Source organism: Variovorax sp. GW821-FHT10D07, assembly GCF_059415325.1.
On record NZ_JBWKMZ010000006.1, the window covers coordinates 213723 to 234631 of the forward strand.

22 protein-coding genes are annotated in these 20909 nt (G+C 69.4%); 3 read left to right on the forward strand and 19 right to left on the reverse strand.

Annotated elements, in window-relative coordinates:
• Positions 1-198 precede the first annotated feature (198 nt).
• The 4 genes from AC07PU_RS19780 to AC07PU_RS19795 all read right to left on the reverse strand — a co-directional run bounded on the left by AC07PU_RS19780 (position 199) and on the right by AC07PU_RS19795 (position 2851).
• Complete coding sequence (locus AC07PU_RS19780; protein ID WP_495319737.1) at positions 199-1191, reverse strand: FecR family protein; 993 nt, start codon at positions 1189-1191, stop codon at positions 199-201.
• A 72-nt stretch (positions 1192-1263) separates the two neighbouring features.
• Positions 1264-1791 (reverse strand): RNA polymerase sigma factor, encoded by a 528-nt coding sequence (locus AC07PU_RS19785; protein ID WP_093345358.1) that lies wholly within the window; start codon positions 1789-1791, stop codon positions 1264-1266.
• A gap of 3 nt (positions 1792-1794) precedes the next feature.
• The gene (locus AC07PU_RS19790; protein WP_495319739.1) at positions 1795-2364 is read right to left on the reverse strand and encodes an STN domain-containing protein; all 570 of its coding nucleotides are present in this window, start codon (positions 2362-2364) and stop codon (positions 1795-1797) included.
• A 316-nt stretch (positions 2365-2680) separates the two neighbouring features.
• Positions 2681-2851: a hypothetical protein gene (locus AC07PU_RS19795; protein WP_495319741.1), complete on the reverse strand. Its 171-nt coding sequence runs from the start codon at positions 2849-2851 to the stop codon at positions 2681-2683.
• A 36-nt stretch (positions 2852-2887) separates the two neighbouring features.
• On the opposite strand from AC07PU_RS19795, the gene AC07PU_RS19800 reads away from it, so the two are divergent.
• Both AC07PU_RS19800 and AC07PU_RS19805 read left to right on the forward strand, forming a co-directional pair.
• Positions 2888-3511, forward strand: a complete 624-nt coding sequence (locus AC07PU_RS19800; RefSeq protein WP_495319743.1) for a TetR/AcrR family transcriptional regulator — start codon at positions 2888-2890, stop codon at positions 3509-3511.
• Between the two features lie 87 nt (positions 3512-3598).
• Positions 3599-4798 carry an MFS transporter gene (locus AC07PU_RS19805; protein ID WP_495319745.1) on the forward strand — a complete coding sequence of 400 codons (1200 nt, stop codon included), beginning with the start codon at positions 3599-3601 and terminating at the stop codon, positions 4796-4798.
• A 44-nt stretch (positions 4799-4842) separates the two neighbouring features.
• Here the strand turns inward: AC07PU_RS19805 and AC07PU_RS19810 are convergent, their stop codons facing one another.
• The 13 genes from AC07PU_RS19810 to AC07PU_RS19870 all read right to left on the reverse strand — a co-directional run bounded on the left by AC07PU_RS19810 (position 4843) and on the right by AC07PU_RS19870 (position 18400).
• Positions 4843-6996, reverse strand: a complete 2154-nt coding sequence (locus tag AC07PU_RS19810) for a tripartite tricarboxylate transporter substrate-binding protein (protein WP_495319747.1) — start codon at positions 6994-6996, stop codon at positions 4843-4845.
• Between the two features lie 54 nt (positions 6997-7050).
• On the reverse strand, positions 7051-7455 hold the full coding sequence (gene vapC / locus AC07PU_RS19815) for a type II toxin-antitoxin system tRNA(fMet)-specific endonuclease VapC (protein WP_490877457.1): 405 nt from the start codon (positions 7453-7455) through the stop codon (positions 7051-7053).
• Positions 7455-7685: an antitoxin gene (locus tag AC07PU_RS19820; protein WP_398498843.1), complete on the reverse strand. Its 231-nt coding sequence runs from the start codon at positions 7683-7685 to the stop codon at positions 7455-7457. The genes vapC and AC07PU_RS19820 overlap by 1 nt, the downstream gene beginning before the upstream one ends.
• An 80-nt stretch (positions 7686-7765) precedes the next feature.
• Positions 7766-8512: an ABC transporter permease gene (locus AC07PU_RS19825; protein ID WP_495319750.1), complete on the reverse strand. Its 747-nt coding sequence runs from the start codon at positions 8510-8512 to the stop codon at positions 7766-7768.
• A gap of 1 nt (position 8513) precedes the next feature.
• A complete protein-coding gene (locus AC07PU_RS19830) occupies positions 8514-9776 on the reverse strand; it encodes an ABC transporter substrate-binding protein (RefSeq protein WP_495319752.1) in 1263 nt (420 codons plus the stop codon).
• On the reverse strand, positions 9773-10636 hold the full coding sequence (locus tag AC07PU_RS19835) for an ABC transporter ATP-binding protein (RefSeq protein WP_495319754.1): 864 nt from the start codon (positions 10634-10636) through the stop codon (positions 9773-9775). The genes AC07PU_RS19830 and AC07PU_RS19835 overlap by 4 nt, the downstream gene beginning before the upstream one ends.
• Positions 10633-11709: an acyl-CoA dehydrogenase family protein gene (locus AC07PU_RS19840; protein ID WP_495319756.1), complete on the reverse strand. Its 1077-nt coding sequence runs from the start codon at positions 11707-11709 to the stop codon at positions 10633-10635. The genes AC07PU_RS19835 and AC07PU_RS19840 overlap by 4 nt, the downstream gene beginning before the upstream one ends.
• Positions 11699-12283, reverse strand: coding sequence for a carboxymuconolactone decarboxylase family protein (locus AC07PU_RS19845; RefSeq protein ID WP_490877241.1), 585 nt, complete (start codon positions 12281-12283; stop codon positions 11699-11701). Before AC07PU_RS19845 ends, AC07PU_RS19840 begins: the two co-directional genes overlap by 11 nt.
• Positions 12284-12344: 61 nt before the next feature.
• Positions 12345-13373, reverse strand: a complete 1029-nt coding sequence (locus tag AC07PU_RS19850; RefSeq protein WP_495319759.1) for a cupin domain-containing protein — start codon at positions 13371-13373, stop codon at positions 12345-12347.
• A 57-nt stretch (positions 13374-13430) separates the two neighbouring features.
• A complete protein-coding gene (locus tag AC07PU_RS19855) occupies positions 13431-15146 on the reverse strand; it encodes a response regulator (RefSeq protein WP_495319761.1) in 1716 nt (571 codons plus the stop codon).
• Positions 15147-15156: 10 nt separating this feature from the next.
• Positions 15157-16653 carry an ATPase domain-containing protein gene (locus AC07PU_RS19860; RefSeq protein ID WP_495319763.1) on the reverse strand — a complete coding sequence of 499 codons (1497 nt, stop codon included), beginning with the start codon at positions 16651-16653 and terminating at the stop codon, positions 15157-15159.
• Positions 16654-16861: 208 nt separating this feature from the next.
• Positions 16862-17641: a sulfite exporter TauE/SafE family protein gene (locus AC07PU_RS19865; RefSeq protein ID WP_495319765.1), complete on the reverse strand. Its 780-nt coding sequence runs from the start codon at positions 17639-17641 to the stop codon at positions 16862-16864.
• A gap of 276 nt (positions 17642-17917) precedes the next feature.
• A complete protein-coding gene (locus AC07PU_RS19870) occupies positions 17918-18400 on the reverse strand; it encodes an SMI1/KNR4 family protein (protein ID WP_495319768.1) in 483 nt (160 codons plus the stop codon).
• A 349-nt stretch (positions 18401-18749) separates the two neighbouring features.
• Here AC07PU_RS19870 and AC07PU_RS19875 point away from each other — a divergent pair, with 349 nt between their 5' ends.
• Positions 18750-19520, forward strand: a complete 771-nt coding sequence (locus AC07PU_RS19875; protein WP_495319770.1) for a winged helix-turn-helix domain-containing protein — start codon at positions 18750-18752, stop codon at positions 19518-19520.
• A gap of 13 nt (positions 19521-19533) precedes the next feature.
• Here AC07PU_RS19875 and AC07PU_RS19880 read toward each other — a convergent pair whose 3' ends face one another.
• Both AC07PU_RS19880 and AC07PU_RS19885 read right to left on the reverse strand, forming a co-directional pair.
• Positions 19534-19959 carry a hypothetical protein gene (locus AC07PU_RS19880; protein WP_208512857.1) on the reverse strand — a complete coding sequence of 142 codons (426 nt, stop codon included), beginning with the start codon at positions 19957-19959 and terminating at the stop codon, positions 19534-19536.
• 69 nt (positions 19960-20028) lie between these two features.
• Entirely contained in the window at positions 20029-20904 is an 876-nt protein-coding gene (locus AC07PU_RS19885) for an OmpA family protein (protein WP_495319773.1), read from the reverse strand.
• Between the last annotated feature and the right edge of the window lie 5 nt (positions 20905-20909).

The window sequence follows — 20909 nt, forward strand, 5'->3', positions numbered from 1 at the left end:
GCGCTCGCCGCTGCGGCCTCCATCTGAAAAGTCCTTGCAGATCAACGGCGGGGACGCGCTGCACTTCGGCAAAGTCACGAAAGCTTCACAGTGGCTGCGCACGACAACCATGAGAAGCCTCGACAACGCCACCGATCATTCGACGTGGACCCGACGCGACATCGAGACAGGGTCACCACCCGCCCCCGGGACCTGCCCCTAGCTCAGGACCAGCACACCGGCGGGGAGCGACCGGGCGTTCAAGCCGAAGGAACGCTGCATCTGGAGCAATGCCAGATCGAGACGGTCGAGCCTGAAGGTCGCGGTGACCGTTTTCTCCCGCAGCGAATCCACCATCAGGACCACGCGCCCGGGGCGGTAGCGATTGATCTCATCCAGCACCGCGGACAAGGGGACCTGCTTGAACACGAGTTCACCGCGCCGCCAGGCAGAAGCCACCTTGGGGTCGACGGTGGCGATGCCGCTGATCGAGTGATCGCGGTAGACCGCCTGCTGGCGTGCCAGCAGCAGGCGGTCGCCGGCCGGATGCTCGATGCGTACGCGTCCCGCCAGGCAGGTAACGCACACCCGTCCTTCCAGGCGGCTGATCTCGAAGCGAGCCGATTCGGCAATGCTGCGGCCGGCGCCAGCCACGACGCTGAAGTCGCGCGCACTCGCCAGCATCTCGATCGCCGCTTCGCCGTTCAGCAATTCCAGCCCCACGGTCTGGCCGTCCGAGGTCAACCGGCGGACGCTGGTCCGGGTGTTCAAGGTCACGCCGATCTGATCGGACAACGCGATCGCACGCTGCTCGCCGGCGACCGTGCGCCAGTCCGCATTCCATTCATTGGCCGCGGGCCACAACCCCAAGGGCGAATAGACCGCCCCCCCCGCGACACCAGCCACGGCTGCCGCTCCAGCCGCGCCCAGGAAGGCCCGGCGGCTCGCCTCGGGCGTGCGCAGGGTTTCGCGGTGAAGGTTCGCCGCTTCGGCGTCGGTGCGCACCAGACCGTTCAGCGCGGGTTGAAGCACTCGCCACTGCTGCCGGGCCTCGATGAACGCCGCTTGATGCGCGGGACTTGCGTCACGCCAGCGCCGGAACGCCTGTGCCTCCCATTGCGTCGCGGCGCCCGAATGCAACTTGCGCACCCAGGCGCGCGCGTCTTCGCGCAGGGTCTCGGGCAGCTTCAGTGGTTGAGGGTGCGTCGTCATGATGGTCTCAGGGGGCCCGTACCTTGTAGACGGTTGCGGACGCCGCAATCCTCAAACTGTTTCTTCGTGCCGTCATGAGAACCCGCCGGATTTCGGTTCCAGTCGTGAGAACAGAAAATCCTGTGCGGCTTTCAGTTCGTACTCGACGTTCCGTACGGGAATACCGAGCCGCTTGGCCACGTCCCGCTGGGACCAGCCCTCCAGCCGAATCAGCAGCAGGATTTCGCGGCGGCGCGGCGGCAAGCGCGACAGAAGGTCATCCAGCGCCTCCAGCTGCGAACGGGCTTCGGCCACCTCGGCGGGACCGGGCGCCGGGTCCGGCAGTTCGTTCATCAGCGCCTCGATGTCGTCGGACAGCAAGACCTGGCTCTGCGCGCGCCGCACGTCGATGGCCAGGTTGACCGCCATGCGCAGCAGGTACGCCTGGGGCGTGGCAATGGGCCCCGGAATGGACTGGCTGCGCTGCAGCTTCAGCCAAGTCTCGTGCAAGGCGTCTTCCGCCAGTTCGGCATTCCCCAGCCGCAGGGCCAAGCGTTGCTTGAGCTGATCGTAGCGTTGAACCAGGAAGCTGCGCAGCAGCGGGATGACGTTCTCCGTCATGCGTCAGTGCACCGTGGCGCAGCGGGGTCCGGGCAATACGTCGTGCGGGAGGATGGCGAGCGTGAGCGGCAGAGCCAGGTCTGCTGGTGGTGGGCCGTCCATCTTCAGATTCGCCAATGCCGCGAGCATGGCCGCATCCCGCCCAGGATCTCCCGAAGACGAAACCAGGCTGGCCTGGCTGATGTGGCCCGACGCGGCCACCCGCAGTTGCAGGATCGAGCGGTAGTGGCCGGGGGCAGTGCGGAGATCGGCACACAATGCCTCCCAGACACGGGCCTGAACCAGGGCGTCGTACCGGCGTTGCGAACCGGCAGCCGATGCCGCCACAGGCGCCGCTGCGACACGCTTCAGTATGAAGGCACCGGAAAGCTGGGTGTCCACGTCATCCGCAGTGAAGCCTGTGCCGGCCAGCAAGATCCGCAAGGCTGCATGCGACGTATAGCGCCCTCGCACCGGCGCGGAAGTTCGCCCGGCCACCCATTCGTCGATGAACATCACCGATCGCCCCGACACCGCGGCGTATTGCGCCAAGGCAGTCACCAATGGCTGCGCCGGCACATCGAAGTCCAGCATCTGCGATTCGGACGAAGCGCCAGTGGCGATATCCACCGACTGCGCGTCAGTGCCCGCGGCGACCGCCTTCGCTGTCGATATCCAGGCGATGCAGACGCAAACTGCGGTACACGTCAGGCCAGAGGCAACGGCTCGCACGAGCCTGTCGTCCTTGCCCCGGCCAGAGCCCCGTACGACAACTCGCCCACAACCACCATGCACGGAAGCCGACAAGGAAGAAGAGGATCGTATCGGCAAGCTTGTGGACGGCATTTCAACTACTGCGAGGATCACATTCGCGAATGACGGTCTCGTGACCGCCGGGATGGCAGCCCCCTCATCCATGCGTCCACCGCGCATGCAGCCAGCGGGCGAATCCATCGAGCTCATACCCCAGCGCCCCGATCAGCACGATCCAGTTGATGCCGATGGCCAGCCGGATGCCCGTGAGCAGGTCTAGGGAGCGCAGCTCAGCGGCCGGGAAAGCCTCGCCTTTGCCGGCCCGCATAATAGGGATCGATCATTCCCTATATACTCGCCGCCCATGTCCTCCTCCCCTTCGATCCAGACCAACACCACGCGGGGCCGCGGTCGCCCGCGCGAGTTCGACATGGACGAGGCGCTCGACAAGGCCGTGCTGGTCTTCCGCGAACGCGGCTACCACGGCACCTCGATCACCGACCTGACGACCGCGATGGCGCTGACCTCGGGCAGCGTCTACAAGGCCTTCAAGGACAAGCGCGGCATCTTCCTCGCGGCCTTCGACCGCTACAAGGAGAGGCGCGATCCGCTGATCCGGGCCCAGGTCGAGCGCGGCGCCACGGGCCGCGAGCGGCTGCTCAACGTGCTCGGCTTCTTCGCGGGCTCGTCGCATGGCGTCGAGGGCGAGCGCGGTTGCCTCGTGGTCGGCACGGCCACCGAACTGGCCACGCTCGACGACGAGGTCGCGCAGCGCGTCAAGCGCTCGCTCGACCGGAACGAGGCGCTGCTCGAGGAACTGATCCGGCAGGGCAAGGACGACGGCTCCATCGCCACCACCCTCGACGACAGGACCGCCGCGCGCCTCGTGCTGTGCGTACTCCAGGGCATGCGCGTGGTCGGCACCACGGGCCGCAGCAAGAAGGAGATGCTGGCGGTCGCCGAGGCCGCGATGCACATCTTCGACTGAACTTCGACCGATCTTTTTTTTGCCAATTTGGGACATGAACATTTCCTTATTTGGCACCCTCCTTTCTTCCACGCTCTCTCGCTCCCCATGACGACCTCCACGAACACGGCGACGCCACGCACCACCGCCGCGCAACCCCATGCCTGGCTGGTGCCGCTGGTGGCCACGGCCTGCGGCCTGGCCGCGGCGAACCTCTACTACGCGCAGCCGCTGGCCGGACTCATCAGCGCCGCGCTCGGGCTGTCGCCCGCCGCCACCGGCCTCATCGTCACGCTGACGCAGCTCGGCTACGGGCTGGGCCTGCTGTTCATCGTCCCGCTCGGCGACCTGGTCGAGAACCGGCTGCTGGTGCTGGTCCTGCTGTGCATTGATGCGTTGTCGCTGCTGGCCGCGGGGCTGTCCACCCATCCGCTGCCCTTCCTGGCGGCGGCGCTGTTCATCGGGCTCGGCACCGTGGCGGTCCAGGTGCTGGTGCCCTACGTCACCCACCTGGTGCCCGAGGCCCGGCGCGGGCGTGCCGTCGGCAGCGTGATGAGCGGGCTGATGCTGGGCATCATGGGGGCGCGGCCGGCGGCGAGCTTCGTCGCGCAGCTGTCGTCATGGCACCTGGTGTTCGTGCTTTCGTCGGCGCTGATGCTGGTGCTGGCCCTGGTCCTCGCGCTGGCGCTGCCGACGCGCACGCCGTCGCACCGGCTGCGCTACGGCGAGTTGCTCGCATCGATGGTGCGGCTCGCGCGCACCACGCGGGTCCTGCAGCGGCGCGCGCTCTATCACGCCTTCCTGTTCGCATCGTTCAGCCTGTTCTGGACCGTCACGCCGCTGCTGCTGGCGAGCAGCGCCTACGGGCTGTCGCAGGCCGAGATCGCCCTCTTCGCGCTGGTGGGCGTGGCGGGCGCCGTGGCCGCGCCCTTGGTCGGCCGTGCCGCCGACCGCGGCTGGAGCCGCGGCGCGACCATCGGCGCCATGCTCGCGGTGGCGGGCAGCTTTCTGCTGGCCCACTTCACCCATGGCGGATCGCCGCTGTCGCTGGGCCTGCTGGTGGTCGCGGCGGTGGTGCTGGACTTCGGCGTGGCAGCCAACATGACCCTGGGGCAGCGCGCGATCTTCGGCCTCGGTGCCGAACTCCGCTCGCGGCTCAACGGGCTCTACATGGCCACCTTCTTCCTCGGAGGTGCGGTGGGGTCGGCACTCGGTGCCTGGGCCTATGCGAAGGGCGGATGGCCGCTGGCGTCGTGGATCGGGTTCGCGTTGCCGGCGATGGCGCTGGCGTGGTTCGCGACGGAATGAGCGCGACGGTCGAGGCCGTCACGCCCGAAGACCCGGCAGCGCGATCAACGCGCCGACGAGGAGAGCGCACGCAGCCAGCGTTCGCGCTCTTCGTCTTCCAGCGCCAGCAAGCTCTCGGGTGAACCGCCTCCGCCAACGACCTGAAGGTCCTGCAGCTGCTTGCGCACCTCGGGCCTGGCCAGCACCTGGGCCACGGCTTGCTGCACGATGCGATTGGACGCGGCATCCGAATTCGCCGGTGCCCAGAGGCTGAAGTGATCGTACGTCGCATAGCCGGCCAGGGGCGCGCTCGAGGCCAACGTCGGCCACGGCACACCGTCGAAGCTTTGCGGGCGCGCCGGGTCGGCGGTGGTGCCCAGCACGCGCAACTGGCCGCGCCGTACCGCGACCGCCACGCCGTTCACGGGCGCGAACAGCAGGTCCACCGCATGCTCCTTCGTGATGACGTCCGAGTCGGGGTACATGCCCTTGAAGACCACGCGTTGCACGTCGACGCCGCTCAGCGCGCGGAACTGGCCGAAGGCGAGGTGGCCGGTCCAGCCGTCTTCGCCCGTGCCGATGCGCAGGCTGCCGGGGTGGGCCCGCGCGTAGGCGAGCAGGTCGTCCGTGTCGTGAATGCCCAGCGCATCGGCCTTCGTGCTGTCGATGGCCAGCACCAGAGGCTGCGACGCCAGCAGCGTGACGGGACGAAGGGCCTGCATCAGCGCATCGATCGGCGGGCCCTGGTGCACGCCCTCGATACCTCCGCGCGGCAGCCTCAGAGCCGCGAGCAGGACCTTCTCGTTGCCGCCCTCCGTCATCAGCCGGCGGTAGTCGGCCTCGGTGGCTTGCGGCACGTGATCGACCTGCACGCCACGTCCCAGCAGCCTGGGCAGGTGGCTCGCCAGCATCCCGGCATAGTGGCTGCTGCGGCCACCGGGTGGAAACGGCACGGTCACGTGCAGCGCGGGCTGCGGCACGGCGGCCAGCCATTGCCCCGCATCGTCGAGCAGGCCGTAGCGTATCTCCCATGCGCCGGCGGTGGACGCGTTGCGCACCAGGGCTTCGGCCACCCAATGGCGGCCCATGCGGTGGAACTGCCGGATGATCGGCCGCTCGTCCTGCCACCCGGGCGGCCGCCAGTCCTGGGGGAACGCGCCCGCGACGACGGCATAGCCGTGACGAAACGCTCGCGCCTCCTGGAACTGCGGCGCGATCGCCCATTGGCCCTGCGCGTTCCGGTAGCCCCATCGGCCGGTGTCCGCGTCCTTGGCCGGCCGCAGTGCGGCGTCGGTGTTGCCGCCGCGCAGCCGTTGCCAGCGGCACGCGTGCGGCGTGCTGGCGTTGCGCTGGCGATCGAGTCCGACGGCGGTGCACAGCCGGATGCGCCGCTGGGCCGTCGCGTCGGGCAGCCCGCCGAAGATGAACGGAATCACCATCCTGCCTCGCGCGTCGATGAGGCCCGAGCCAGTGGAGCCGGGTGCCGGCCTCTGCCGCTGGTAGTCCATCCATTGCGCCGTGGTGATGTCACGCGGCGGCGGCGGCGTGCGCCACTGCCCCGCGGCATCGCGCAAGCCGGGCTGTGCGTAGACCGTGTCCACCTGCAGATCGGAAGCCGCTGGCCTGGATTCGTCGGGCATCAGGTAGGACAGGGCGGCGGGGGACTCGATGGATGTCGTGTCCTTGCCATCGCAACGCACGGGCGGCACGGCCCACTGCCCTTGCGCATCGATGCGCCCGATGCCCACGGTGGTCCGTTGTCCGCCCCCGGGCTTTTGCTCCACCAGCCACACCTTGAGCGTCGGCTGGAATGCGGCGTCGATGCCGATGATGCCGATGCGCTCCAGCCACGCGACCTGCCAGCGGCCATCGCAGAAGCTGCGCGCCGTCGGTGACAGGAAAAGCACGCGCCCGTCGAGGGCGTCGAACAGCGCGGGCGCGCGCTCGCTGTTCCTGCCCGGATTCAGGCTCAGCCAACGCGCCTTTTCGATCAGGTCCGGGGCGATGCCGATGGTGAAAGTGAAGATATCTGCCCAGGGCGGCGCCGATGCATCCACCGGCCGCAATTGCCAGGTTGGCTGCATCGGCACAGTGCCCGGGTCAGCCTGCAGATCCTGGTAGGTCGGCGGCGCCGCGTTGGCCGAACCGAGGGCGATGCAAAGCCACAGGAGGATTGCGAAGAGAGGCAGGCGCTCGTGGTTGCACATCGCTTCATCCATGTCGCCGCTCCGGAGTGAATTCAGTCCATCGGAATCGTCGAAGCCTCGGGGAGATCAGGCCCAGTTCTCGACCGACAGACCTTCGACGCGGCTGAACTCGCGCTCGTTGTTGGTGACCAGGACCCACGCTTCGGCACGCGCATGGGCGGCGATCCATAGATCGTTGTTGCCGATCGGCCGGCCCTTGCGCTCGAGGTCGCTGCGAATCTCGCCATAGTGCTGCCCGACCGCCTCCGTCAGCGGCATGACCTGGATGACGCTCTGCAGTTGGTGCAATGCGGCCAGGGCCTTCGAACGGGCCTGGCTTTTTTCCGCCCCATGCTGAAGCTCGCCGAGCGTGATGACCGACATGGCCAGCGCGTCGGCGGGCAGTTGCTCGAAACGCGCTCGCACCTTGGCCGGGTTGTGCTTGGCGATGTAGATGCAGATGTTGGTGTCGAGCAGGTAGCGGATCGCCATTAGAACCCGTCCCGTTCCTGGGGAGGGGCATCGCCGCGGCCGTCCGCCATGAAGTCCGCGGGCATTTCGGCGAGTGCGTCGAATATGGCCGCCGCGCTGGCCGGCAGTTCTCGCAGGACGACTTCGTTGCCGCGGCGAAAAATCTCCACCTGGTCGGAGGCGAATCGAAATTCCCTCGGCAGGCGGACCGCCTGGCTGTTGCCTGACTGGAAGACACGGGCATGGGTCATGGGCCCTCCTTTGTATATACAAAAAGTATATACACCGTAAGCCTCCGAGTCAACGATCCTGGTCGGGCACGCAAAGCCCCTCACCCATGCGTCCACCGCGCATGCAACCACCGCGCCAACCCATCGAGCAGATAGCCCAGCGCCCCGATCAGCACGATCACCGCCATCAGCTCCGAATAGGCGAGCCGGTCGCGCGTGTCGAGGATGAAGTACCCGAGCCCGGCCGACACGCCGAGCATCTCCGCCGGCACCAGCACGATCCAGATGATGCCGATGGCCAGCCGCACGCCCGTGAGCAGGTGCGCGGTGATGCCCGGCAGGATCACGCGCAGCACGGTCTCGCGGCGCGTGGCCGACAGGCTGCGCGCGAGCGTGAGCCAGTGCGGGTCGAGTTGCGCCACGCCGGCCGCGGTGTTGAGCAGGATCGGCCACACGGCCGCGAAGGCCAGCAGGAAATACACCGGCAGGTCGCCCACGCCGAGCACCATCACGGCGATCGGCATCCACGACAGCGGCGAGATCATGCGCAGAAACTGGAACACCGGCGTGCTGGCCTGCGCGAAGCCGCGCCACAGCCCGGTGAGCACGCCCAGCGGCACGCCGAACACGATCGCCAGTGCGAGGCCGATGGCCACGCGCTGCAGGCTCAGCAGCGCGTGCTGCCAGATGTCGGGGCCGGCGACGAGGCGCGCGAGCGCCAGCGCCGACGGCCAGGGCGCGAAGGCCGCGGCGATCGGCGTGCGCTGCGCGAGCCAGGCGCTGCCGACCCACCACAGCACGAGCGCGAGCGCGAGGCCGGCCAGCGGCAGTCCGAGGCGGCGGCCCACGTCAGACCGCGATGGTCTCGCGCCGCTGGTAGTCCGGCGCCACGCCGAACACCTGCGGCCCGCCCACGGCCTCGATCGCCTTGCGCACGAAACGGTCGTCGACCAGGTCGCGCGCCACGAACTTCGGATCGAGCGCGCGCAGGAAGGCGTTCTCGCCCTCGACCCGGGTGCCCTGCACCGCGCGCACCAGCTGCTCGGTGTAGGAGGCGAAGGGATAGGGCTGGAAATCGATGCGCCGCTGGCTCCAGCCCTTGTGGCGCACCACGCCGCTGGCCTCGTAGCTCGCGTAGTCGGTGGCGGCCAGCACCTTGGCCAGGGTCTGCGGCGGATGCGGCGTGTAGCGCCGTTCGCCAGCGTTCGACAGCAGCCGTGCCGCGTCGAGCCGGTTGTCGCGCGTCCACAGCTGGGCCTTGACGATCGCATGGGTCACGCGCTGCGCCCATTCGGGCTTCTCGGCGATATCGCGCTCGGCCAGGAAGGTGACGCAGCAGGCATGGTCCTTCCAGACATCGCCCGAGAAGCGCAGCACCTTGCCCACGCCCGCGATCTCGGCCGCCGCGTTGAAGGGCTCGGCCACGATGAAGCCCGCGATCGAGCGCGCGGCCAGCGCCGAGACCATCTCGGCCGGTGCCAGCACCACGAGGTTGACTTCCTTCGGACCCACGCCGCCGCCGGCCCCCGCGCCCTTGGTGACGGCGCTGAGGCCCTCGGCGCGCAGCATGTCCTGCAGCAGCACGTTGTGGATCGAGTACCAGAACGGCACCGCCACGGTCTTGCCGCCGAGGTCGGAGAGCTTGCCGATCTCGGGCAGCACGGTGAGCGCCGAGCCGTTGATGTGGTTCCAGGCCGCGATCTTGGCCGGGAACTTCGAGCCGTAGCGCACCCACAGCGTGGCCGGCGTGAGCAGGTGGATCACGTTGACCTGGCCCGCGACGAAGGCCTCGACGATCTGCGCCCACGAACGGAACATGCGCGGCACCTCGGCGCGCAGTCCTTCCTTGTCGAACAGCCCGCGCGCATGCGCGATCAACAGCGGCGTGGCATCGGTGATCGGCAAATAGCCGATCTTCACGGGCTGGTCGTCGCCCTTGAAGCCTTGCGCCATCGCATCGCCGGCCGAGAGAAAGGGTGCCGCCACCGCGGCGCCGGCCAGGGCCGACAGCCGCAGCATGTCGCGCCGCGTGAGGCCGCAGTCGCAGGCGGACGAGGCGCAGACATGGGTGGCGCGCGGCGCGGCGCCATGGGCGGGATTCGGGTCGGTCATTCGACGGGCTTTCTTTCTGGCAGGCCGGGTGGCGATTCGATGGAGGAATGACGGCGCGTGGCCTGCAGGGCGGCGAGGATGTCGAGCCGCAGCGCGGTGAAGGCGGCGCCATCGCTGCGTGGACGCGGCATGTCGACGCGCCATTCGCGCACGATGCGGCCCGGCCGCTCGCCCATCAGCAGGATGCGATCACCGACGAGGATCGCCTCGTCGATGTCGTGCGTGACCAGCAACGCGGCGGTGCGCCAGCGGTGCACCACATCGACCAGCAGTTCCTGCATCTCGGTGCGGGTGATGGCGTCGAGCGCCGAGAAGGGTTCGTCGGCCAGCAGCAGCACCGGTTCGCGCGCGAGTGCCCGGGCCAGCGCCACACGCTGTGCCATGCCGCCCGACAGCTGCGAGGGATAGAGCCCGCCCTGCCCCGCAAGCCCCACGGCCGCGAGTGCGTCACGCACGCGGCGCGCGCGCAGCTCGCGTTCGAGCTTCGGCTGGCGCGCGAAGTCGAGCCCGAAGCCCACGTTGCGCGCCGCATCGAGCCATGGCAGCAGGCCCGGCTGCTGGAATACCAGCGCCGCGCGCGGATGCGGTGCGCTCAACGCTTCGCCGAGAAACCGGATCTCGCCCTGGGCATGCCCGACGCCGGGCACCTCGAGCCGCGCAAGCTGGCGCAGCAAGGTGGACTTGCCGCAGCCGCTGCCGCCGAGCAGGCAGACGATCTCGCGCGGCGCCACCGCGAGCGACACGCCGTTGAACACCGGCCTTGCCGCATCGAAGCCGAAGGCGAGATCGCGCGCCTCGAGCACCGGGTGCGGCGCATTCGCGGCCTCGTCGAGGCCGATCTCGGCAGCCAGGGCGCTCACGATGCGGACTGCGCCGCGCGGCGCGCGAGTTCGCCACGCAGTTGCACCACGCTCGGCGTCACGATCGGCACGAACGCCACCTCGCGCCAGTGCCGCGCCAGGCTCAGCGGCTGGTCGCGGTGGTAGCCGCGGCCACCGCTGGCCTGCAGCTCGAGCTGCACCGCGGCCTGTGCGATGTCGGCCAGCGCGAGGCGGGCGCGGAACAGCGCCTCGGGTTGCGTGCGGAAGCGGCCATCGGCGATGCCGGCATAGAGCGCATCGACCGTGGCATCGAGCGCCTGCCGCTGTTCGACGAGCGATGCGTCGAGCACCGCGCGCCCGGCGCCACCGACCTGCGCCGCGGTCGCGAGCGCGGCGCGCGCCAGCCCGATCGACAGCCCGCACTGCAGGCCGAGGAATTCCGGTCGCGCCGTGGGCAGGAAGCGGTTGGCCTCGTCGTGGATCAGTTCGTCGGCCGCGAGCCGCGCGCCTTCGATGCGCAGCGACGCGGTGTTGCTGCCGCGCAGCGCGATCAGGTCCAGGTCGGCGCTACGCTCCACGCCCGCCTGCCCGCCCTGCAGCGCGGCCACCAGCGGCGCGCCGCCATCGGCACGCTGCACCACCACCGCGGCCACGAAGCCCTGCGGCCGCAGGTTGGTGCACCACGGCACGCTGCCGTCGAGCCGCCAGCCGGGCGCGCCCTCCTGCCGCGTGGCCGTGATCTGCAACGCCTCGATGCCGCCGAGGAACTTCATCGCGTTCGACAGCCCCGAGGCACCGGCCAGCGAGCCGTCGAGCAACGCGGGCAGCCAACGCTCGCGCAACGCCTGGTTGGGCGACTGCAGCAGGTATTCGATGAAGACCCGCTGGCCCCAGAAGGTGAAGGCCGCCGCGAGCGAATGGCCGGCCACGGCGGCGATGGCCTCGATGGCATCGCGCGTGTCGCCGCCCTGCCCGCCGATCGCACGCGGCACGCCGAGCCCGAACAGCTGCCCACCCGCGAGCCGCGGCAGCACCGCGTGCGCCTGCGCGTTGTCGCTGTCGAGCGCCTCGGCCTGCGCGTCGAGCCAGTGCCGGTCGGCCTCAGCCAGCATGGGCAGGCGCTGCGTCGGCGCGCAGGTTCTCGGGCAGGTAGGGCTGCAGTTGCGGGTTGACCGCGCTGCCGGCCAGGCTGTTGGCGAAGTTGCACAGCGTGGCCAGGCTCACGCCGAGCACCACCTCGAGCACCTGACGCTCGGAGAAGCCCACGCCGCGGAAGGCCGCGAGCGCCTCGTCGCTCACCTTGCCGCGGCTCGCGATCACGGCCTCGGTGAAGGCGCGCACCGCATCGAGCCGGGCCTCGCCCGTGGCCTCGCCGCGCTGCAGCGCCACCACGGCCGAGGCCGGCAATTTGGCCTGCTTGAGCGCCGCGGCCGAATGGCCGGCCACGCAGAAGTCGCAGCCGTGGATGCGCGCGGCCGTGATCTGCAGCACCTCGCGCTCGGCCAGCGTGAGTTCGCCGCGCGCGGTGGTCTGGGCCACGCCGAGGTAGGTCTCGAGCGCCTGCGGCGAATTGGCGAGGATGCCAATCAGGTTCGGCAGGAAGCCGTTGTTGGCGGCGGCGCGCGCCACCAGCGCACGGCTGGCTTCGGGCGCGGAGGTCTCGGTGTGCAGGGTCAGGCGTGTCATGTCGGTGCGGCTCGTGTAGTGCGGAAACTGGCACCGATTCTTCGCGGCGCGCCCGCGGGCATCAATGACCGGGCGTCTCGAATCTGTGCCGGTTCGTCTCGCCCGCGGTCACGCCGGCGGCCTCGCTGCGGTCGAGCCGGCGCGCGCGCTGCCAAGCGCCCGGCTGCTCGCCGATCACGCGCTTGAAGGTGCGCGAGAACGCGGCATAGGAGTCATAGCCCACGGCCTCGGCGGCCTGCGCGATCGACTCGCCCTGCGTCAGCTTGCGCGCCGCGATCTGCATGCGCAGCAGTTGCAGGAACTGCAGCGGCGACTGGCCGCAGGCCTCGCCGAACTGGCGGAAGAAGGCCGCGCGCGAGAGATGCACGCGCTGCGCCATGTCGGCCACGCTCCAGGGCCGCTCGGGCGACTGCAGCAGCGCCGCCAGCAAGGGCGCGAAGCCGCGCCGGCGCAGCAGCCCCCAGAAGCCACGCGCGTTCGCGTCGCTGCGCGCCACGTGGCGCAGGCCATAGAAGAACAGCAGGCCGGCCAGCCGGTCCATCAGCACCGAGGGCTCGGTGCCGGCGCGCAGCGCCTCGCTGCGCATCAGGTCGAACAGGGTGGCGGCCGAGGCCATCGCGAGGTCGTCGGCGCGCAGCACCAGGCAGTCGGGAAAGGACTGCGCCACCAGGTCGCGCAGCGGCCCGTCGAACGAGAAGAAGCCGCAGGCCAGTGCCGTTTCACCGAGCGCGGGGCTGGCCGACAGCGGCTGCATCGCGCGCGGCGCGCAGTCGATGCCGGGGTCGGCATAGGGCGAGAGGAAATGCGGCACGTCGCGCATCAGGAACACGCCGTCGCGCGGCGACAGCGCCACCGATTCGAGCCCCGGCCGATGCAGCCAGCAGCGGCCCTCGAGGATCAGGTGGAAGCTCGCGCGCGCACGGCCCGCCGTCGAGGCGCGCCAGCGGCCGCAGTACTGGCCCACGTGGAACAGCGTGGCGTTCCACTCGAGGCTGCCGAGCAGCCAGTCGGCCACCCGGTCGGCCTGGGCATCGAACCCGGCATCGGCCGACGGGCTGGCTGCGTCGGGAATGACGGTGAGGGAAGACATGGGCCCGCCAGTGTGGCCGAGGCCGCGCGCGGCGCCAAAGAACGAATCGCTGTGAGCTTATGACCCGGAAACGATCCGTTCGCGCTCGTCCGCGGCCTGCGCCGTCGTCCGCGCACGGCCGAGCTCCGCGCTCACCGCGCCGCTGAGCGTCTCGAGGTCGAAGGGCTTGCGCAGCACGGAGTGCGAACCCACCACCTTCTGCACCTCCGCCATGTCGGCATAGCCGGTCGCGACCAGCACCGGCATCTGCGGATAGAGCCGGCGCGCGGCGGCCGCGAGCTCGGCGCCGTTCATGCCCGGCATCAGGTAGTCGACCATCAGCAGGTCGGGCCGGCGGCGCTGCAGCTCCTGCAGGCCGCTGTGGCCATCGCTGGCTTCGCGCACGGTGTACTGCAGCAGGCGCAGGCCTTCGGCGATGCCCTGACGGACCTCGGCATCGTCCTCCACCACCAGCACCTCGCTGCGCGGGTCCTGCCTCGCGGGCGCGGTGCCTTCGCGCTCGCGCGGCAATGCGGTGTCATCCGCCTGCTCGGGCTGCGACAGCGGGAAGCGCAGGGTCACGGTCGCGCCCTGGCCCGGCGTGCTGCGGATCTCGGCCTGGCCGCCCGACTGGCTGGCGAAGCCGTAGACCTGGCTCAGCCCCAGCCCCGTGCCATGGCCGTTGGCCTTGGTGGTGAAGAAGGGATCGAATACCTTCGACAGCACCGCGCTCGGTATGCCGCTGCCGGTGTCCTCCACGCTCACCAGCACCTGCGGCGAACCGTCGGGCGCGCTCGCCAATGCCGTGCGGATGGTCAGCTGCCCGCCCTCGGGCATCGCGTCGCGCGAGTTCACCGACATGTTCAGCAGCGCCATCTCGAGCTGCGCGCCATCGAGCATCACCCAGAGCTCGCTGGGCCAGAGATCGAATGCCACCCGCACCTTCGAGCCGACCGAGACCTCGATGAGCTCGCGCAGATTGGTGACCAGCGCATTCACGCCATGCAGCCGCGGCACCAGGCTGCGCGCCCGCGCGAACGACAGCAGCTGCCCGGTCAGGCGCGAGCCGCGCGCCACCGACTCCTTCGCGCGGCGCGCGTAGTCGGTCAGCTTGCCCTCGGGCGCCAGCCGCGCGATGAACTCCAGGTTGAGGTTGACCACGTGCAGCAGGTTGTTGAAGTCGTGCGCGATGCCGCCCGTGAGCCGGCCGATGGCCTCGAGCTTCTGGCCCTGCACCACGTTGGCCTGCAGCCGTTCGCGCTCGGCGATCTCGCGCATCAGCCAGTCGTTGGCGCCCGCGAGCTCGGCCGTGCGGGTGGCGATGCGCCCTTCGAGCTCGGCATTGAGCCGCTCGACCGTGGCCTTGGCCGACTCGATGTCGTTCAGGTGGCGGCGCGTGGCGTATTGCCGCTGGCGCGCGCGCAGGGCGGAACGCGCGGCGCTCGCGAGCGTCTCGGGATTGAGCGGCCGCTCGAGCAGCACCGAGTTGCCCAGTTGCTGCAGCGAGGCCTGCGCGCTGGCCGAACGCCGCCCCGACTGGCGCATCGCCAGCACCACGAAGGGCAGGTCTGACCAGGCCGGCTGCTTCGCCAGGCAGGCGCCGAGCGCGCCGTCGAAGCCGTCCGCCAGCGACTCCTCGGTCACGATCGCGGCCGCGGCCGCGGTCTCCAGTTCCGCCAGCAGCGACGACGCGTCCGGGCAGACCAGGCATTCGATGGCCTGGCCTTCGAGCACGGCCCGGATCACCTGCGCATCCCGGCCGCGCGGCGCGAGGATCAGGATGCGGTCTTCCACACCGGCCCTTTCATGGGGTCGGCGTGGCGATATCGCTATCGCCCAGCAACGGCTGCGTGCCCGTGTAGCGGGCCGCGCCCGACAGCACCCCCTGGAAGTCGCTCAGCGCCTTGCCGACCTCGACCCCGTGCTGGCCCAGGCGGAACTCGCGGATCGATTGCTCGTGCGCGTTCGTGCGGCTCTTGATCACCGAGATCGCCTTCAGCAGGTTGCCGCGTGCCTCGAAGTACCTGAAGTTCAGCATCGCATCGCTCAGGTAGCTCAGGTCCACGTCGGCGCGCATCTCGCCCACGGTGCCATGCAGCGACAGGATCAGCAGCGTGGTGAGCCCGCGCAGGTTCAGGTAGGCCAGCAGCTCGTGCATCTGCAGTATCAGGTACTTGCCGCCGGGCATGGCGTGCAGGTAGGCATTGAGGCTGTCGATCACCACCATCTGCACGCCGTCCTGCTCCACCGCCATGCGCACCGAATGCGCGAACTGGCCCGGCGAGACCTCGGCCGGATCCAGCGTGCGGATCGTGATGTGGCCCGAGCTCATGTAGGGCTCGACATCGAGCCCCAGCGCCCGCGAGCGCTGCCGCAGCGTGCCCAGGCCTTCGTCGAACAGGTAGTAGGCCACCTTCGCACCGCGCCGCGCGGCGGCCACGGCGCAGCTGATCGCGGTGGTGGTCTTGCCCACGCCCGCCGGCCCGGCCAGCAGCAGGCTGCTGCCGGGCGTCAGGCCGCCGCCGAGCAAAGCGTCGAGCGCCGGGGTGCCGGTCGAGACCAGCCGCTCGTCGATCTTCTGCTCGTGCTCGCTGGCCACCAGCCGCGGAAACACCTGCAGCCCGCCGCGGTCGAGGTTGAAGTCGTGCTCGCCGCTGCGGAATTTCACGCCGCGCAGCTTCACCACGCGCAGCCGCCGCTTGTCGGCGCCATAGTCGTTGGTGTTCTGCTCCAGGTGCAGCACGCCGTGCGCGATGCTGTGCAGGTGCTGGTCGCCATCGCCGCCCGAACGGTCGTCGAGCATCAGCACCGTGCAGCCGCGCTGCGCGAAGAAGCGCTTGAGCGCGAGGATCTGGCGCCGGTAGCGCAGCGCGCTCTGGGCCAGCAGCCGCATCTCCGACAGGCTGTCGAAGACCACGCGCTGCGGCTTCTGCTCGTTGACCAGGCGCATCACGTCGCGCGTGGTCTCGCCCAGTTCGAACTCCGAGGGATGCAGCACCGTCTGCTCGGCCTCCTCGCTGAGCCCCTCGTCGCTCACCAGGTCGTAGACCTCGATGCCGTCGAGCGACCAGCCGTGCGAGGCCGCGACCTGGGTCAGTTCCTCGGAGGTTTCGGACAAGGTGACGTAGAGCCCGCGCTCGCCCGCGGCGCGGCCGGCCTGCAGGAACTGCAGCGCGAGCGTGGTCTTGCCGGTGCCCGGCGTGCCCTCGACCAGGTAGAGGTGCTGCGCGGGCAGCCCGCCGCCCAGGATGTCGTCGAGGCCGGGAATTCCCGTGGAGGTGAGGGATGACGAGGATGGCATGACAGCGAGGGCGGTTTTTTTTGGAAGGAACACACGCCCGGGGCGACCGGAGCCTGTCTTCGTGCAACGCGAACGACCTGGGGAGGTTTCAGCCGGATTTTCCAATGCGGCATGCGCCGCGACAGGGGCGGTTCGGGCACTTCGCGTGTAAGCCGCCGCCTCGTGAAGGCCCCGCGCGGCGGCGCCATGCCACCGCGATCGGTGGCGCTCAGCCGTGCGCGATCGCGGCCCAGGCCGCGGCGAACAGCGTCGAACCCGCGGCAGCCAGCAGTCCGCCCACCAGCCATTTGAGCGTGCGCGGCTGCAGCCGATTGGGCAGCCGGTGGTGCAGCCGCGTGGCCCCATAGACCACCGGCATCGCGCAGGCCGCGAGCAGCGCGGCACGCCACGAGAAGTGCCCGGTCGGCACCACGATCACGAGCCGCACCAGCGAGTTGAACGCGAACATCAGCAGCAGCGCGCGCCGCACCAGCTCGCGATCCAGCGGCTGCCGGTACATGTGGAACACGATCGGCGGCCCCGAGCTCGAGAACAGCCCGCCGAGCACGCCCGACAGGCAGCCGACCACGGCGAAGCTCCTGCGCCCAGAGATCGCGGGCAGCGGCTTCGCCTGCAACACCAGCAGCACCGCGCAGCCGAGGATCGATACCCCCAGCAGCGCGCGCAGCCAGTCGACCGCGCTGCCGCTAAGCCAGGTCAGCAGCATCAGCCCGACGATCACGCCCACGGTGCTGCCATTGAGCGCCGGCTTCATCAGCTGCCAGGGCACCGGGCCGGGCCGCGCGCGGAAGTAGGTCCAGGCATTGATCAGGCTCAGCACCGTGGCCGCGTTGGCCGCGTCGCTGACGCTCGCGATATGGAACACCGAGACCAGGCCGAGCAGGATCAGGCTGAAGGCGAAGCCGGTGAGGTTCTGGGCGTAGGTGGCGAGGGCAACGCAGGCCATGAAGGCCAGCACCGGGCCGGCGCCGGAGAGGAGCGCTTGCATGCGGCGCCTTCAGCGCGAGCCGGGCTCGGCTGCGGCGGCGTCGCGGGGCAAAGAGAGCGGAGGGCGATGCTTGGGGCGCGATCCGAAGGGATCGGGAGCGAATGAAAACACGAGGGGAGACATGGGGCAACGGGAGCGGCGCAATCCCGGAATGGGAGGCGCCTCTGGTCGGAGCGATGTCGGCGGTGACATCAGGGCAGGCATTGTAAATGCCTTGCGGAAGCGCCTTGTGCTGCCGTGTATGGCGCTGCATCCAGCCTGGTGCCGATGCCGCCGTCAGTCGGCGGGCGACCGATGTCCTGATTTGCCCGCATAAAAATAATTTTTATACTGAGAAATAGTCAATCGTACAAAATCACTAAAAGAATCAGAAATCAAATCACACTTTAAATCAGAGACACCAAGAGAATAAACCGGAGGATTATCTCCTTGATTGCAATCAAAAAACGAGTATTGACTCCCTTGGTAAGAGAGAAAGAAAAAGTAAGAGTCTTTCACGTCGAAAGACAACTCATACTCCACCAAACATTCAATTAGATTGCTTTTTATCTTCTTGACATACGGATAAGAATAATCGATATCACGCAGATAAAGACCGGCAGACTTTCCACACTGAAGCATGAACTGCTTGTACGCCCCGGGAAGGGGGAATTTTTGCCCTCCCTCTAAATCAAGAAGCTCGTCCGAATTTATTCCGTCGATTGGACTTTCCTCATTCAATCCAGAAGAAATCAGTTGCCCAACGTAGTCGATATTCATTGGATCACCCTCCGGTAATTTTGTTAATTTTTTGCGTAAGGCCCAGAGCGCACCACCTGCCCTTCGATAGCGACAGGCGAAGACACAAAAAAATCACGTTCTCCATCAGAAATATGCCCGCATCCTGACCAATTGTCGCGGCACGCAAGCAGCCTTCCCCCGCCCCCGCCACCATCCAGGATTCGAGCGCAAGGCATGCCGCCAGCGACAACCAGAAACCCCGACCATGGCCCTTGCCGCGACAGCACTGGATGCGGACACCGTGATGCCGGGGCCCTGGCGGCATGCCATTGCGCCTTCCCGGTTGGAGCTCCCGGCACCCGCGCACAGGCATGTCAGCAAGATGGAAATGAAGACGCCCTCCCTCGACAGGACCGATGGGGCCGGCGGGGCGCACGTGGCATTGATCGACGATCGGCACGGCGATGGCGGCCGCCTGCTCGGCCAGTTGCGGCGCATGGGCCACGACGCGGTCGCCTTCGCGGGGCCGACGAACTTCCTGGCCGCGCTGAGTGCCGGCGAGCACTTCGACCTGCTGCTCGTGGCGGTGGAGGACGAACTGACGCGCCGCAGCCTGTTCGCCGTCTGCCGCACGCTGGAACTGCCCACGCTGCTCGTGGTGCGCACGCGGCAGTGGGCGCAGCTCGCCTCCTGGCACGGCGCGCCGGGCTGGGACGACCTGATCGAGTTCGACGAGGTCCCGAGCGAGAGCGCGACGACCGAACTCGAATGGCGCCTGCGGGCGCTGCTGTCGAAGCAGCGCCCGCCCCGCAACGCGCCGGCCGCCACCTCGGGTTTCGGCGCCTGGGGCGACTACCGTTTTCTCGGCACGGCCAGCACGGTGCTGCACCGCCATCGCAGCATCCGGCTGCAGCCGCGCCAGTACGCCTTCGCGCTGACCCTGTTCCGCCACCTCGGCCAGGTGGTCACGCGCGAATGGCTCTGGCAATCGGTCTGGCAGACGCCCACGCCGCGCGCCGGTGCGCGCGTGCTCGACGTCTGCGCCACCAACGTGCGCAGCCGGCTCGACCTGCGCGCCGAGAACGGCTTCGTGCTGCGCGCGGTGTACGGCCAGGGCTACCAGATCGTCGCGGTGCCGGCCGAGCCGGCGCAGCCGTAGCGGCCGTCTTGCGTCAGGCCCGGGCGCGCAGCGTGCCGCGGCCCCAGGCCGCCAGCGTCTCCAGCCAGGCCAGCAGCTGCGCGTCCTCGACCGGCGAGCACAGCAGCTGGAACGACCGGCCCGCGCGCAGGGCGGTCGGCACGGCATCGACGGCCTGCAGCTCGCTGCGGTGCGTCACGTACACCAGCGGCAGCGCGCGGCCGGCCGCGGCCTCGAGGTCGGGCACGCGCGACAGCGTCCGCCGCGCATCGGCATGCAGGCCCACGACCACGCCGTCGAACTTCTGCCGGGCATCGAAGGCGCCGACGAGGTCGGCGAGATGCACGAAGGGCACGACATCGGCCCCGAGCGCGATGAGCGAATTGGCGGTGCAGGCACGCTGCAGCGCGTCGGCGTCGACCAGCGCGATCCGCAGCCCGAGCTGGACGCGCTTGCCCATCGAAACACCGCCGTGCGTCGCGCCGCGATGCGGGCTGGCCAGGGGGCGGCTCGGCGCCGCGCGCATGGCCTACTGCTCCCCCGCCACGTCGATCTCGACCCGCCGGTTGGGCTGCAGGCATTGCAGCAGCGCCGGCGATGCGCGCGTGCCCTCGCAGTCGCTGACCACGGGCTGGCGCTTGCCCATGCCGGCGGTCCGGATCAGCTTGCGCTCGATGCCCTGCTGCACGAGCAGGTCGCGCACGGTGTTCGCGCGCGCCAGCGACAGGGCCTCGTTGTAGGCATCGCCGCCGAGCCGATCGGTGTGGCCGGTCACGACGACGTAGTGCAGCGCGCGGAAGCCGTGGCGCAGCTCGCCGGCCAGGCGCTCCACCCGTGCACGGCCCTCGGGCAGCAGGTCGGTGGCCGCGGCGCCGTCGAAGCGGAACAGGCCGTCGGCGCTGAGCGTGAGCTTCTGCGGCGGCGCGAGCCTGGTACCGGCGGGAATCGGCGTGACCGCGGGCGGCTGCGCGAGCAGCGCGCACTCGGGGTTCTTCCACCATGCGCCGGTCGCCAGGTTGTCGGCATTGAAGCGCACCATGTACTGGCAGGTGGTGTAGTCGCTGCCCTTGCCGTTGTAGAAGTGGAAGATGTAGTTCCACTCGCGCACGCCCCACAGGCCCTCGCTGAAATGCGGCCAGCCCAGCAGCTCGCGCAGCGGGTCCTTGCCCATGCCGGGGCGCACCCGCTCGAACGCCTTCGGTGCCGGGAACGCGCCCTGCTTCCAGTTGGCCCTGGCCGGATCCGGAAACTCCTCGGGCTTCGGCGGCGCGGGCTGCTCCGCGGCGGCGCGCGCCTGCGCCTCCTTGTCGATCGCCGCACCGGGCGACGCGCAGCCCTGGATCAGCGTCCCCGCCATGACCAGCAGGGCCAGCCCCGCCGCCTGCTTCGTTCGACTCGTGCTCATCGTCC